15 protein-coding genes are annotated in these 14,897 nt (G+C 41.3%); 12 read left to right on the top strand and 3 right to left on the bottom strand.

Features of this window, described 5'->3' with window-relative positions; genetic code table 11:
• Positions 1 to 34: 34 nt before the first annotated feature.
• The 5 genes from UYI_RS0115825 to UYI_RS0115805 all read left to right on the top strand — a co-directional run bounded on the left by UYI_RS0115825 (position 35) and on the right by UYI_RS0115805 (position 4,431).
• Positions 35 to 979: a cytochrome c oxidase subunit II gene (locus UYI_RS0115825; protein WP_016867617.1), complete on the top strand. Its 945-nt coding sequence runs from the start codon at positions 35 to 37 to the stop codon at positions 977 to 979.
• 57 nt (positions 980 to 1,036) lie between these two features.
• Entirely contained in the window at positions 1,037 to 2,686 is a 1,650-nt protein-coding gene (gene ctaD, locus UYI_RS0115820; protein WP_016867616.1) for a cytochrome c oxidase subunit I, read from the top strand.
• A gap of 70 nt (positions 2,687 to 2,756) precedes the next feature.
• The gene (locus UYI_RS0115815) at positions 2,757 to 3,359 is read left to right on the top strand and encodes a cytochrome c oxidase subunit 3 (RefSeq protein ID WP_016867615.1); all 603 of its coding nucleotides are present in this window, start codon (positions 2,757 to 2,759) and stop codon (positions 3,357 to 3,359) included.
• 78 nt (positions 3,360 to 3,437) lie between these two features.
• Positions 3,438 to 3,974 (top strand): phosphate-starvation-inducible PsiE family protein, encoded by a 537-nt coding sequence (locus UYI_RS0115810; protein WP_016867614.1) that lies wholly within the window; start codon positions 3,438 to 3,440, stop codon positions 3,972 to 3,974.
• Between the two features lie 106 nt (positions 3,975 to 4,080).
• Positions 4,081 to 4,431 (top strand): hypothetical protein, encoded by a 351-nt coding sequence (locus tag UYI_RS0115805; protein ID WP_016867613.1) that lies wholly within the window; start codon positions 4,081 to 4,083, stop codon positions 4,429 to 4,431.
• 201 nt (positions 4,432 to 4,632) lie between these two features.
• On the opposite strand, the gene UYI_RS0115800 is transcribed toward UYI_RS0115805, so the two are convergent.
• Complete coding sequence (locus UYI_RS0115800; RefSeq protein ID WP_016867612.1) at positions 4,633 to 4,989, bottom strand: GUN4 domain-containing protein; 357 nt, start codon at positions 4,987 to 4,989, stop codon at positions 4,633 to 4,635.
• A 371-nt stretch (positions 4,990 to 5,360) separates the two neighbouring features.
• Here UYI_RS0115800 and UYI_RS0115790 point away from each other — a divergent pair, with 371 nt between their 5' ends.
• The 5 genes from UYI_RS0115790 to UYI_RS0115770 all read left to right on the top strand — a co-directional run bounded on the left by UYI_RS0115790 (position 5,361) and on the right by UYI_RS0115770 (position 10,649).
• Entirely contained in the window at positions 5,361 to 6,548 is a 1,188-nt protein-coding gene (locus UYI_RS0115790) for a substrate-binding domain-containing protein (protein ID WP_035138670.1), read from the top strand.
• A gap of 21 nt (positions 6,549 to 6,569) precedes the next feature.
• Positions 6,570 to 7,688: a homocitrate synthase gene (gene nifV / locus UYI_RS0115785; RefSeq protein ID WP_016867609.1), complete on the top strand. Its 1,119-nt coding sequence runs from the start codon at positions 6,570 to 6,572 to the stop codon at positions 7,686 to 7,688.
• A 77-nt stretch (positions 7,689 to 7,765) separates the two neighbouring features.
• Positions 7,766 to 8,644 carry a substrate-binding domain-containing protein gene (locus UYI_RS0115780; RefSeq protein ID WP_016867608.1) on the top strand — a complete coding sequence of 293 codons (879 nt, stop codon included), beginning with the start codon at positions 7,766 to 7,768 and terminating at the stop codon, positions 8,642 to 8,644.
• Between the two features lie 155 nt (positions 8,645 to 8,799).
• A complete protein-coding gene (locus tag UYI_RS0115775) occupies positions 8,800 to 9,498 on the top strand; it encodes an ABC transporter permease (protein ID WP_016867607.1) in 699 nt (232 codons plus the stop codon).
• Positions 9,495 to 10,649, top strand: coding sequence for an ABC transporter ATP-binding protein (locus UYI_RS0115770; RefSeq protein WP_016867606.1), 1,155 nt, complete (start codon positions 9,495 to 9,497; stop codon positions 10,647 to 10,649). The genes UYI_RS0115775 and UYI_RS0115770 overlap by 4 nt, the downstream gene beginning before the upstream one ends.
• 61 nt (positions 10,650 to 10,710) lie before the next feature.
• Here the strand turns inward: UYI_RS0115770 and UYI_RS0115765 are convergent, their stop codons facing one another.
• Entirely contained in the window at positions 10,711 to 11,406 is a 696-nt protein-coding gene (locus UYI_RS0115765; RefSeq protein WP_016867605.1) for a type 1 glutamine amidotransferase, read from the bottom strand.
• A 193-nt stretch (positions 11,407 to 11,599) separates the two neighbouring features.
• Here UYI_RS0115765 and UYI_RS0115760 point away from each other — a divergent pair, with 193 nt between their 5' ends.
• Both UYI_RS0115760 and UYI_RS0115755 read left to right on the top strand, forming a co-directional pair.
• The gene (locus tag UYI_RS0115760) at positions 11,600 to 12,277 is read left to right on the top strand and encodes a 2OG-Fe(II) oxygenase (RefSeq protein WP_016867604.1); all 678 of its coding nucleotides are present in this window, start codon (positions 11,600 to 11,602) and stop codon (positions 12,275 to 12,277) included.
• Between the two features lie 145 nt (positions 12,278 to 12,422).
• Positions 12,423 to 13,244, top strand: a complete 822-nt coding sequence (locus UYI_RS0115755) for an NADPH-dependent oxidoreductase (protein WP_016867603.1) — start codon at positions 12,423 to 12,425, stop codon at positions 13,242 to 13,244.
• A 235-nt stretch (positions 13,245 to 13,479) separates the two neighbouring features.
• On the opposite strand, the gene UYI_RS0115745 is transcribed toward UYI_RS0115755, so the two are convergent.
• Positions 13,480 to 14,880: a nitrogenase component 1 gene (locus UYI_RS0115745; protein WP_016867601.1), complete on the bottom strand. Its 1,401-nt coding sequence runs from the start codon at positions 14,878 to 14,880 to the stop codon at positions 13,480 to 13,482.
• Positions 14,881 to 14,897: the final 17 nt, after the last annotated feature.

Raw genomic sequence — 14,897 nt, 5'->3', positions numbered from 1 at the left:
TGAAAACTGTTAACTGATAAATAAATTTGTCCTGATGAAAATCCGAAATATTTTGATTATAAGTGCGATCGCGATCGCCTTAACTGCCATTAGTATCTGGATCGGCAATCTAGCCTATTCCTGGCTACCCCCTCAAGGCGCAGCAGAATCGCAGCTAGTTGATAATTTGTTTAGTTTCTTGATCACACTGGGAGCATTTATCTTCCTGGGAGTCACAGGAACATTATTGTATTCAGCGATTTTCCACCGAGCCGAGAAATATGATACTAGCGATGGCCCACCAATTGAAGGAAACATAACACTAGAAGTTGTCTGGACTGCGATTCCCGTATTATTAGTGTTTTGGATTGCAGGTTACAGCTACCAAATCTACGAGCAAATGGGGATTCAAGGGCCAATGCAAGCAATGCATTTGCATATGCCAATGGCAATGCGATCGGCAAACGCTGCACCAATGAATGAGGACATGGAGACGCGAGAAAGTGAAGACGCGGGGAATATTAATGTCCTGCCTGTTGAAGATATTGAAGTCGATGCCAAACAATGGGCTTGGGTTTTTCGCTACCCAGAAATAGGAATTACTAGTACCGAACTGCATTTACCCGTGAATCATCGTATCCGTTTAGCGATGCAGTCAGAGGATGTTATTCACGGTTTTTATATCCCTGCTTTCCGAGTCAAGCAAGACATTATTCCCAACCGTAACATTGACTTTGAATTCACCCCTATCCGTATTGGCAAATACCAATTGACCGATTCTGAATTCAGTGGCACTTACTTTGCAACCATGCAAGCAGATGTTGTTGTTGAATCCCCTGAAGACTACAAAAAGTGGCTAAAAGAAGCAGCAAACCGCAAACCATGTACTGCAAACAATCAAGCAGCTTCCGAATATGCCCAAGCATCAAAACAGTTAATCAAAAGCTGGGCTACGGTAGCACCTGCACAAGCCCCTGTAGTCAATTACAGCAATAGTTAGTGGTTGGTAGTTAGTAGTTATTAACTAACAAATGACAAATGACCAAGGACAAAAACAATGACAAATATTTCTGTTGAAGATATTACAAATGATGTAGCTCAACACGAACCTACAACAAACTGGAAACGATACTTTAGCTTCAGCACAGACCACAAAGTAATTGGTATTCAGTATATTGTTACTGCTTTCATTCTCTTTTTGGTAGGTGGCATATTTGCAATGGTCATTCGTGGGGAATTAATTACTCCACAATCAGACCTTGTTGACCGTAGTGTCTATAACGCCCTGTTCACCATGCATGGCACAGTGATGCTGTTCGGATGGACATTCCCCATACTTACAGGTTTTGCTAACTATCTTGTGCCTCTGATGATTGGGGCGCGAGATATGGCGTTTCCTAGACTCAATGCTGTTGCCTTTTGGATGATACCAATCGCTGCTATCCTGCTGATGGCTAGTTTCTTTGTACCTGGCGGCCCAGCGCAAGCAGGTTGGTGGTCATATCCTCCCGTCAGCTTGCAAAATCCTACAGGTAACTTAATTAATGGTGAAGTTATCTGGCTGCTAGCTGTGGCAATATCAGGTGTTTCCTCAATTATGGGGGCAATCAACTTTGTCACCACGATTGTTAAGATGCGCGCACCAGGCATGACATTTTTCCGTATGCCCATCTTTGTTTGGAACGTATTCAGTGCCCAGATTATCCAATTGTTTGGATTACCTGTTTTAACAGCAGGTGCAGTCATGCTTTTACTCGACTTAACAGCTGGAACTAGCTTTTTTGACCCCACTAAGGAAGGCGATCCAGTTCTGTTTCAGCACTTTTTCTGGTTTTACTCCCACCCTGCTGTTTATGTAATCATTCTGCCAGTCTTCGGAGTCTTTTCAGAGATATTCCCTGTTTTTGCTCGCAAACCTCTATTTGGCTACAAAATTGTTGCTGTTTCATCGCTCTTGATTGCTGGAGTTAGCGGTATTGTTTGGGTACACCATCTGTACGTTAGCGGTACTTCAGCCTGGATGCGGATGTTTTTCATGGTCACAACAATGTTCGTTTCTGTACCTACTGGTATTAAGGTATTTGCTTGGACTGCAACGATTTGGGGTGGCAAGCTGCGGTTTGATACACCAATGCTATTTGCATTCGGTGCATTAATATTATTTGTGTTTGCAGGCATCACTGGCATCACCCTCTCCTCTGTTCCCATTGATGTCCATGTCAACAATACCTATTATGTGGTGGGACACTTTCACTATGTTCTGTATGGCACAGTAACGATGGGGATGTTTGCTGCTATTTATTTTTGGTTCCCCAAGATGACTGGGCGTATGTACTACGAAGGCTTGGGTAAGTTGCACTTCTGGCTAACTTTCATTGGTACTAACCTCAACTTTTTTCCAATGCATCCACTAGGATTGCAAGGAATGTTGCGCCGAGTCTCTTCTTACGCTCCAGAGTATGAATTTTGGAATATTGTTGCCAGTGTTGGAGGATTTTTGTTAGGTGTGTCCACTTTGCCCTTCATTCTGAATATGATTAGTTCTTGGATGCATGACCAGCAAGCACCAAAGAATCCTTGGCGAGCGATTGGACTTGAGTGGATAGTTTCTTCACCCCCTCCTGTAGAGAACTTTGAGGAAATTCCAGTTGTTGTAGGTGAACCTTACGGCTACGGTAAATCTGAACCATTGGTAGCCGAGCATTAGTAGTTAGTAGCTAATTATTAATGGCTATTGGCTATTAGCCATTAATAATCACTGAAGGAGAATTTATCAAATGGACAGTTCGCTCATTGCAGAAGAGTTAAAATATTCCTCCGACGAGCATACCCATGATGAAGAAGGCAATAAGATGTTTGGCTTCATTGTATTCTTGCTTTCGGAGACTTTTATTTTCCTGGGTTTTTTTACAGCATATATTGTCTACAAAACAACAGTTCCTAACTGGTTACCTCCTGGTGTTTCCGGACTGGAAGTCAGGGATCCAGCAATTAACACGGTAGTTCTTGTTTCCAGTAGCTTTGTGATCTACTTGGCGGAACACGCTCTTGCACGCCACGATTTAATGAAATTTCGTCAGTTTCTTTTGTTAACAATCGCAATGGGAACTTACTTTTTAGTCGGACAAGGAATCGAGTGGAGCCACCTTTCCTTTGGCTTTACCACAGGAGTCTTTGGTGGGATGTTTTATTTACTGACAGGCTTCCACGGTTTGCACGTTCTCACTGGCATTTTGTTGCAGATCATTGTTTTTGGTCGCTCTTTCATCCCTGGTAACTATGACACGGGTCATTTTGGTGTAAATGCCACTTCTATTTTTTGGCACTTTGTTGATGTCATCTGGATTGTTTTGTTTGTCCTAATTTATATCTGGAAATGAATATAAAGGTAGGAGAAATGAAGATTCTTACTTCCTTGCTTGAAGGGCTGGTCAAAGAATTTCTTGCTTATTATAGATATGGATATTGACAATTTTAGACTGTCCAAAGATTCCACACAAAAGCGGCTGATTACAAAGTTAAATAATTGTTTTCAGCGAGATAGAGTTGTACGTAATCTGGAATTTTTTCAAGACTTCATTATCATCTCTCTTTGCCTGGGTTTATTCTGTGTGATGCTCATCCGTCTGGTAGATATGTTCTCCTCTTTTTTGCATCCACTAGATTTACGGCAAGTAACATCTGACATCCTGTTCATTTTGATTTTAGTAGAGTTATTTCGCCTGTTAATTGACTACCTGCAAGCACAGAGTATATCCGTAGGAGCAGCAGTAGAAATTACTATTGTTTCTGCTTTACGAGAGGTAATTTTACGTGGTGTTCTCGAAATTAACCGTGACCAAATTTTTGGTATCTCTGTATTTTTGGTAGTTTTAGCGGGAATTCTTGTGGCTTTGCCTTGGATGTCTCGTTTTTTTGAACAGGTCAGAATTGCTAGTCCTCAAACAACAGAACAAACAACGTTGTTAAGTGAAAAATCCCTCACTTCTGATTAGTTTTAACCCAATTGAGAGGTTTTTATAGCCTTATCCTGATCTCAAAAATTGGCATTCTGAACTACACCAAAAATTGTTTACCTTACTAGAAGGAATATAACTTATTATGTTGACTGAAGAGGTTTTAGTCCAAAAATTTACCACTGTGGTCAAACAGCGCTGTCCCAAACTCGGTGGATTGCTCCAACATTGCCACGTCGAACTTGTAAACTCCTATTGGGGTAAGCCACCACAACTTTCTCAACATTTTGTTGTCTACTCTCCGGATCAGCTGTTTCCCTTAATCAATGCTTACAAAGCCATTCTCAGAAGAGCTGCTAAAGACCTGGGAATATCAGAAGCTATTTGCATGAACGCTACACGTATTATCCGCGATCCAGCCTCAACCTTGAAGCAAAAAGATCCTGTTCTGTGGTTGGAACTCCAGTGGTTGGTAGCAAAGCCTCTCGAACGCTAAGGCTTACGTGACTGGCACAAATTTGACATCGCTAAGTGAAGGCGATCGCCAGTGTATTGTTAGCTTGGGTGCGATCGCCTTTGGTAGATAATTTTTGCGATCACGTCCTTTTTTGCCACTTATTTATAAAGCTTTACCTATAGTGGACAGAAATTTATACTTTAATAACACCATTAATTCTCTATAGTTCGTGTAACTAGCTCACGATCGCGGTAACGTTTCTTTTGAGAGTTTACAGTCTTGGAATCGCTGCATAACACTTACAACTTTAAGAGAATTATCGCTGAAATATTTACCGTTGATTTCTATTATTAACGGAGAACAATATTCACTAAACAAGTCTTTGCGACACCAAAGAAATACTTTTGCGGGAAGATGACCTTGTGGAGAGCGAAGATCGTAAGTCAAATCTTCCTTTCTTTTCCATCCGAGTCTTCCTTTCCAACCAACTTCTTCACCAAAAGCATTAAAGGTCTCAGTTTTTTTAATTTTATGCTCGTAATGGTAATTCTGTTGACTGCGCTCTTTCAGTGTTGAGTGCAGATATTTATCTTGCATATTTTTTGGGGGAGAGAGCGGTTGCCGACGGCAACCGCTCTCTCCCCCTCAGAATGATTATCATTTTTATTAGCTGTATATTTTATTCTCTGGAAGTCCCTAAAACCTTTCATACAAATTATAAAAACCATAAATTTTCTGTAGTTATAAATACATTATTGATAAAAAATACAGGGATAAAAAATTTTTCTTTAGGCAATTATTTTGGCAACATGTATGCTATGCTTGCCATAGGGGGAATGAAAAATATGTAAAAATACAAAAATACTAACAGGTCTTCCAGCAGAAAAAGCACCTACAAGAAGACCTTCTATTGCCTGGGCTAATTAAGTGTATCTGCTGTGGCTTTTTGTAACGGAGAGTACAGGCTGATGAAGCTGGATATGCATATTTGCAATAACCTGAAGTCAATAAGGAATCGCCTGGGTATGAGTCAGCAAGACTTGGCTAATATAGCAGGTGTCACCCGTCAGACTATTGGTGGTGTGGAATCGGGACAATATGCTCCTTCAGTTACCATTTCCTTGCGTTTAGCCAAGGCGCTTGGTTGCCAAGTTGAAGACTTATTCTGGCTAGAGGATGATTTACCCGAAATTGAAGCTATTCTTGCCGGAGCAGCCCCTAATCGACAGCAATCACGAGTCAGCCTAGTGCGGATTGGGGATCAATGGATAGCTTATCCTCTAGTTGGGAACAATGCTTTTCGCATTGATATAATTCCGGCAGATGGTGAGGTTGTTGCAATAGACTGGTTTCCCTGTACAAGCAAGCTACCAAATCTGGAGGGTGAAGCACAGAGACACATAGGTACAAATAAAGTTCTGGTTCGGCTTCTAGATGATATGGATAAACTGCATAATACAGTTGCGATCGCAGGTTGTACACCCGTGCTTTCCCTTTTGGCAAGAGCAACTGAACGTTGGCATCCACAACTGCGAGTTCATTATCATTTTGCTCACAGCATGGCTGCATTGCGCTCTTTATGCCGAGGTGAAGTACATATTGCCGGGATGCACTTGTATGATCCGCAAACCGGAGAACATAACATTCCTTTTGTGCAGGAAGCCTTAGCAGGTAAGAATGCTGTCCTGATCACTCTTGGGGTTTGGGAAGAGGGATTATTAGTCGCACCAGGAAATCCAATCGGAATTAAAACAGTTTCCGATTTGGTAGAATTTGGAGCCACTATTGTCACCCATGAACCGGGTTCTGGCAGTCGGATGCTTTTAGAGAGAAAACTTGAAGAGGAACGGGTGCCATTCCAGACTCTTAAAGGATTTGATCGTATTGTTCATAACCATCAAGATGTCGCTTTATCTATCATCTCAGGAGTTGCTGATGCAGGTATCAGTACAGCATCCGTAGCTACGGCCTTTGATTTGGGGTTTATTCCTCTGCATCGATCGCGATACGACTTGGTGATTCTCAAAGAATACTTGGAAGAAGCACCAGTACAACAATTTCTCAGCATCTTGGGACATCGGCTAGTGCGATCGCAACTTGAGCTGCTTGGTGGCTATGACACAAGTAAGATTGGCGAAATAGTCGCAAATATTTAAAGTCATAAACTATACTTCACTATGAGTAACCATACGATTCAGATTAACGATACAACCTTGCGAGATGGCGAACAAGCCGCAGGTATAGCTTTCAACGTTGAGGAAAAAATCGCGATCGCCACTCTACTTGATTCAATTGGTGTTCAAGAACTGGAAGTTGGTATTCCGGCAATGGGGCATGAAGAAGCACAATCAATTAAAACTATTGCCAATCTGGGATTAAACGCCAAATTACTCGGTTGGAATCGGGCTAACTTGTCTGATCTCAAAGCATCTATAGATTGTGGTTTAGAGCGAGTGCATATCTCTGTTCCTGTCTCTGACATTCAGATTGCTGCCAAGTTTCAGGGTAAAAGACAATTAGTATTGGATCGCCTGCGGGATGCGATCAATTTTGCCTGCGATCGCGGTTTATCTGTATCTGTAGGTGGAGAAGATTCCTCTAGAGCCGATGAATCTTTTTTACTGTATGTAGCCCACTCTGCTCAAGAATGGGGCGCATTCCGGTTTCGTTTCTGTGACACCGTAGGAATTCTTGATCCCATAACTACTTACAACAAAGTTAGTCATCTAGTTTCTCACCTATCAATTGCAGTGGAAATGCATATGCACGATGACTTTGGACTAGCAATGGCAAACACCTTAGCTGGGGTAAAAGCTGGAGCATTATCAGTTAATACCACAGTCAATGGTATTGGTGAACGGGCAGGAAATGCACCACTAGAAGAAGTCGTCATGGGACTCAAACACCTGTATGGTATTAAAACAGGCATTGATACCAAACGATTAGTAGAACTGTCGCGATTAGTAGCCAAAGCCACCAACTATCCTGTACCACCCTGGAAAGCGATCGTTGGTGAAAATACTTTTGCCCACGAATCAGGTATTCATGCTCACGGTGTGCTGCAAAATCCTGTCACCTACGAACCATTTGCCCCAGAAGATGTTGGCTGGGAACGGCGTTTAGTTGTAGGCAAACATTCCGGTCGGCATTTATTGCTGAGTGTGTTGCAACAACATGGGATTACTCTCGGTCAAGCAGAAATTCAATCAGTATTAGATGCTGTGCGACATCAATCAGTACAAACCAAACGCAGTCTCACAGTTGAAGAACTTTTAAGCTTGGTTCCCCAAGGATAAACACACAACACCACTCACTTTATCTTAGATTTTTTATTACTCTGTTAATGCGTAAATCCTATATTTCCAAAGATTATATGAAAAGGAGAATTTTCATTGCCTGTTTAGCTTTTTGCTTGGCAATTTTGAGTGCTGATGCTGGTAATTTGCTAGTCTTACAACAGTCAGCTAATGCACAATCTTCAACAAATAAAAATGTCATAGTCGCAATGACAACCAGTATTGAAGATAGCGGTCTGCTAGATGATTTAGTGCCAGCAATTGAAAATAAAACAGGGTATAAGCTCAAAAAGGTTGCTGTTGGTACTGGACAGGCTTTAGCTCTGGCTGAAAAAGGCGAAGTTGACGCACTGTTTGTCAATTCACCCAAAGCCGAACGCAAAGTTTTGTCAGAAGGTGCGGTAATTAATCGCCACTTGGTCATGCACAATGACTTTGTGATTGTCGGGCCAGATGCAGATAAGGCTAAAATTCAAGGGAAAAAGAATGCTGTGGAAGCATTCTCCTTGATTGCCAAAAATCAAGCATTGTTTGTATCGCGAGGCGATGACTCAGGCACTAATAAACTAGAAAAAGATTTATGGAAACAAGCTAATATCACACCATCTGGTGCTTGGTATCAACAAACAGGTGCGGGAATGGCGCAAACTTTGCAAGTCGCTAATCAAAAACTGGGATATACCTTAGCAGATCGGGCAACATATGTATTTCAGAAGAAAAATTTATCTTTCCCAGTATTGGTAGAAGGAGATAAGAAACTATTAAATCTCTACCATGTCATGGAAGTAAATTCTCAAAAATTCCCCAGAGTCAATAGTGCAGGAGCTAAAGCATTTATTAATTATGTCTTATCTCCTGAAGGACAGAAACTGATTGCAGCCCACGGAAAAAAAGAATATGGACAACCACTCTTTTATACTGATGGCGGTAAAACAGAAAAAGATTACGGCTTTTAAATCAATAGTCAACAGTGATTAGTGACTATTTTGGACTCTGGATAGCCGCAACAAGAAATTTATGACACTTGCGTAAGTCCTGTGAAAGAAATTTGAGTATAAGATTATCAAGATTTACTCTATTGCACATTTAAGTATTTTTTTTAGAGAGTATTGTGAATACAATCATCGAAGGAGCGATTAGAGCTATTGAGCTATTAACAAGTGGCGATCGCGATGTTTTCCAGGTTATGAGCGTAACATTGCTAGTATCTGGAACCGCGACAGCTATTAGCGTTCTGCTGGGTGTACCCTTGGGATTATGGTTGGCTTTAGCAGATTTTGCTGGTAAACAGGTATTAAGTAGTTTAGTTAACTTCGGTATGGGATTACCGCCAGTTGTGGTGGGCTTAGTCGTTAGCTTATTTTTGTGGCGTTCTGGCCCCTTGGGCAATCTTGAACTAATGTATACACCCACAGCTATGATTCTAGCCCAAGCAATTATTGCTTTCCCAATTGTTGCTGGCTTCAGTTTTGCAGCAATTGTCAGTATTAATCCTAAACTACGCTGGAAACTACTATCGATGGGGGCGACACAGTGGCAAGCTAACTGGTTGCTGATTAAGGAAGCAAAGTTAGGGTTGATAGCTGCTGTGATAGCGGGTTTTGGTCGCGTCATCTCTGAAGTTGGTGCATCAATGATGGTAGGCGGTAATATCAAAGGTCAGACAAGAGTGCTAACCACAGCTATTGTTACGGAAGTCGAAAAAGGTAATTTTGATATTGCTATGGCGATCGCCTACATTCTACTCATCATCACCTACGGCATTATTGTATCGCTGACGATCTTACAGCACGAGAAGAAAATGTTATGAGTAAAATTACTAGGCTGAAGTCCTTTGTGAATCTGGAATCCTCTGCTGTAGCACAACAGCAAAATCTTGGGAGCATAAACCAGTATGTCCTGAATATGCGCCAAGTGAAGGTCAATAGCAAAACCCGGAAAAATATCTTATCAATTGATAATTTTGCTGTCCGTCCTGGGGAACTTGTAGCAGTACTTGGCCCCAATGGTGCTGGTAAAAGCACTTTGTTAAGAACCATCAATATGTTGCAACCTTATTGTGGTGAGATGCAATTGTTTGGGCAGGATGTCCGCAATGCTAATCAAACATTGTTGCGTCGTCGTTCGGCTTTGGTTTTTCAAGAAACATTACTATTAGATGACACTGTTTTTAATAATGTTGCCAGAGTATTACAGTTTCGAGGAGTACCAAAACACCAAATTAAGCACAGGGTATATACTGTCCTAGAAACATTTGGCTGTGAGCATTTAGCACATCGACAAGCCCGCGCACTATCTGGTGGCGAAGGTAAGCGGGTTTGTATTGCCTGTGGCTTAGTAGCTGATGCAGAATTGCTGCTATTAGATGAGCCTTCCGCCTCCTTAGATGTGGCAATCCGCCCACAAATCATTGAGAAAATTCGACAATGGGCCCAAGCGAGGGGAGCAGCAGTTATATTAGTCAGTCATAACTTTACTGACATCCTGCATTTTGCTGATCGAGCGATCGCACTATTTGATGGTTGCATTGTCCAGGATGATAAATTGGAAACTCTGATCCGCAGACCAGCTAACCAGCAAATTGCCAGACTGGTAGGCATGGATAATATTATTAAGTGCCAGTTACAACCTAACAAGCATGGTTATTTGATTAAACTGGCAAACAGTATAGAGTTTTCATATTTTGGCGAAGTAAAAACACCCATAACAGCCTGTTGTCTATCCGGTGATGCTTTCTATATTGATGATGCCAGTTATTCAATTCCATATCAGTCAGGAATGGTGACAATAGAAGGGCGAGTGGAAAGGATCGTACGTGGCATAGGGACTCATACTATTAGGGTGAAAGTGGGAGAGGAAACTTTAACTGCTAGAGTACCTCGGAGTGATATATCCGACAATGTGTACCACAATGCAATGATTAAGCTGGCATTCAATCCTAAAGACGCACATTTTGTTTAGAAAAAAAGATTTTCATATACCAGAAATAGGAGCCACAATACTATCGGAGTTCTATAAATTATTAGGTAACAGTAGCAAAATAATCTAGAATTTTACACATGGCAGTATTTATATTCCTAAAATCATCATCCCTTGCCAACATTTCTTCAGGTTTCTGAATATATTTACCTGCAACTAATTCGGAAGCACAATTTTCAATAATTTGATGAACACTTTCTTTAGTTGATTCTAGATGAAATTGCAAACCTAATACTTTGTCACCATAAATAAAAGCTTGATTCGCACATGCTTCACTATAGGCTAGCCGTACCGCATCTGAAGGTAAATCAAAAGTATCGCCATGCCAATGAAACACATTCATAGACTGAGGAATTGCCGCAAAAACAGGATAATTTTGTGCTTCTGGAGTCATTGTAATTGGATACCAACCGATTTCTTTTTCCTGACCTTTATAGACCTTAGAACCCAAAACATCAGCAATTAGTTGCGAACCCAGACAAATGCCAATAACTACTTTATTTTTCTCAATTGCTGCTTCAATAAAATGTTTTTCTGAATTTAACCAAGGATACTTATCATCCTCATAAATATTCATCGGACCACCCATGACTATTACCCAATCTAGGTCATCAACAGGTGGTAAAGTGTCACCATTGTAAAACTTAGTTGCAGAAATAATATTACCATGCCGTGTCACCCACTGTTCAATACTGGCAAGTCCTTCAAATGGCACGTGTTGTAAGTAATGAATTCGCATAGATTTGCACTCATATCACAGCCATTTTTTATGATACACCTGATGCGATCGCCTACGGAAAACAGAACAGCAACGCCACTTTTCAAGATACCGCCACCTTTTTGGCCTGCGATGCGGTTTACCAACTTCCTTTCATCATCGCTATTACAATCGCACCTTGTACAAGCAAAAATAATATTTATCTTCTGAAATCATGTTAAATCTTCAATCCATACATACCACCGTCATGCAAAAAGTTCCATATAACTGGGCTTTGATGAAAAACTTGCTTTCACCAGAAGCCAGCTTGGAACTAACTGCTAGTTTTCCTCACCAGGAGTTTCAATTGTCAACAGGAGAGGGATACGGCTACTACTGGGGAAAGATACTCGCCCCTAGTCAGGATATTCCTTTGATGCTCAAATTCAAGGATGATCGCTGGCGACAGCGTTTAGCACAAGGAAGACTTACTAGTGATTTAAAACACCTGAGTTATGTGTGGCGACAGTTGATAGAAGGACTCTGGTCTGATGATTATCGCATAGCTTTAGCCGAAATGTCGGGTTTAGACCTCAAAAACTGTGTGATGGATATTGGATTTCGTCAATATAAATCAGGACACCAACATTCTCCCCATACAGACGAACCGAATAAAGTTTTAACTCATCTGCTATTTTTCAATCAACAATGGTCTGGAGATTGGGGTGGCTGTTTGCGAATTCTCAAAGATGAGCAGCCTGAATCTACCTTTCAAGATATTTTACCCCTAAGCCATTCTTCAGTGGTGATTGCCCGTTCTGACAATTCTTGGCATATGGTAACACCGCTTACTTGCCCTCCATCTGAAAGTCGATTGGCTTTACGAGTTGCGTTTTTTCGGAATGTTGAGTGATTCTTTTTGTGAGGAATAGAGGCTGGAAATTTAAACGCAGAGGGACGCGGAGGTAAACGCAGAGGTACACAGAGAATTTGTGAAGAAGTGCTGTTGTGATGGAGTTTTTTGCAAGCTTAGAAGATTTGGAGTTTAACGGTTAATTATGACTAATCCTGTAGAGTTACTGCGATCGCGCTACGGTGAAATACCCTTCAATTACGATCTTCCTTGGAATGACTCTGTAGAGATGATTTTATCTCACCGTTCAGTTCGCTCTTATTTACCCGATCCCCTGCCATCAGGAACCCTAGAGTTGTTAGTAGCAGCTGCTCAATCGGCTGCGAGTTCAGCTAATATGCAAACTTGGAGTGTGGTAGCAGTTGAAGATCAAGAACGCAGAGAAGAATTATACAAGCTGGCTAATAACCAAATCCATGTCAAGCAAGCTCCTTTATTTTTGGTTTGGTTAGCAGATTTAGGTCGTCTGGCTCATATAGCTGACAGTCGTGGACTACCTCATGTTGCTTTAGACTATATAGAATTATTGATTAAGGCAATAGTCGATGCCTCAATAGCAGCCCAAAATGCAACTCTTGCTGCTGAGTCTCTTGGCTTAGGAACAGGATATATTGGTGCAATCCGTAAAAATACGCAAGAAGTAGCCACATTATTAAATTTGCCACCTTTTGTATTTCCTGTGTTTGGGTTATGTGTAGGTTATCCCAATCCTGAAGTCAAAGCAGCAATTAAACCGCGTCTACCCCAGTCAGCTGTGTTGCACCGAGACACTTATAAATTAGCAGAACAAGAAGAAGCGATCGCTCGTTACAACGACATTATGAAAGAGTTCTACACTGAACAAAAGATGAATGTCGCTGTTGATTGGTCAGAACACTCAGCCGAGAGAATCGCCACCCTGGACTATCTCAAAGGATGCAAGAACTTGCGCGAGACTCTCAATAACTTCGGCTTCAAGCTATTGTAAATCAATCCGTTAATGGAAGGCAAGCCGAGCCTTTCACAGAGCAACTTAGCTTTCCAAAAAAATGATTTTTTAAGAGCATAATTAATAATGACTTGGGTTGTTGAGTTTCATCCAGACTTTGAACCAGAATTAGTCGCAGGTAATAAATCAGGTAGTAGTGAAAGTCTGAATAATCAATAATACCACCATAGTTAAGCGATCGCCCTCATTCTTCCCCAAGAGCGATCGCTAATGCCTAAGTCCAATGTATATGTTTAGAACGAAAAGCTCTATCCCAATCGTTGGCAATGACTTCCATCATGTTGATCATTCCTTCATAGCCAAAATATGGTTTGTCAAGATAAGTTTCTCTGTTAGTCGGACTAAATACATCAAAAGCAATTCTAATTCCCAACTCCTCTGCCATGTATTTTTCCCATGCCGAGCCAAGAACAGCATCAGTATCAACCTCCCTCAAAGCTTGTTTAATTTGATACCCATCAGCAGAAAATACCAAGCGAGGAGAAATACCCATACTTTGTAGTTCTTGCTCCAGAATTGAACGAGATTCACGCATAGCCGAGCGAAACAACAAGACTTCTGGAATCATCTCCAACTCTTCAAAGAGCATTCTTACCAGTCCAATTCCCAGCGTTCCATCCGCAGATACCGCAACTCTACAATTACGATATCGAGGAATAATCATTAATGCTCGTCGGCGAAGCGTATCTACAACCATTTCTTCGCCTTGTCTGATCAATGGTTCTACTTTCTTTTCTTCTATTTTGAAATGTGCTGCTAATGCCTGCAACCATCGCGTAGTATTTTTTACACCTATTGGCAAAGGTATATCATTGAGGATCAGAGGAATATCATGAGTCTGCTGCATTTTCCGAGCAAACTTATACCCGACATCATGACTGAGAAGAATATTAGCGGTTGCCTCACCAGCTTGCTCCAGTTCTGCAAACGAGGTACCATGAGAAATTACCGTTTGTACCTTGATTCTTAAAGATTTTAACGTTTGCTTTATCCATTGCAAATCAGCCCACCAAGTAGGATTGATATTTGCCTGTGGTGCAATAATGTTTACAATTCTCGGCCTTTTACCCCTTCTCTTAGTTTGCCTTTTTTTTATAAAAGGAAGTAAAGCCTCTAATCCCATTTCCAAACCATCATAAGCATTACCTCGAAACCCACCAGCAAGTATAGGAACGAGTTTAGCATTTACTTCTGGCTGAAGATTATTGCATAAACCCTCAATATCCTCACCAATGATATCTGCCGCACAAGTACCAACGACAAACATCACCTTAGCATGAAAAGATTGATCCGCCTCTTTAATCAGACCTTTGAGCTTCTCAGACGCTCCCATCACAATATCTGATTCAAAAAGACGAGTACAACCGACTTTGCGCTTGGTAAAATCAACCTCATGGTGATCATACCCAGCCGCCACAGTTGACGCACAACCTTGGGGAGAATGAATCACAATACTGACATCTTTAATACCAGCAACCATGTTGGCAATACCTTCCAAGGCACAGCCGACGATTGGGTCTTTACTGCGATCGCAATTGTCAAAGGTTAGTTGTTCTTTCTGGGAGGATATTACATTGAGTACCTGAGAATTTTCGCTTGTTATTGCTGAGAGCATTTTCCTTTTCTCTTCTT

It is taken from the genome of Fischerella muscicola PCC 7414 (assembly GCF_000317205.1).
Lineage (GTDB): Bacteria > Cyanobacteriota > Cyanobacteriia > Cyanobacteriales > Nostocaceae > Fischerella > Fischerella muscicola.
Note: the sequence above shows the minus strand (reverse complement) of the source record. Positions and strands in the feature narration are given on the sequence as shown.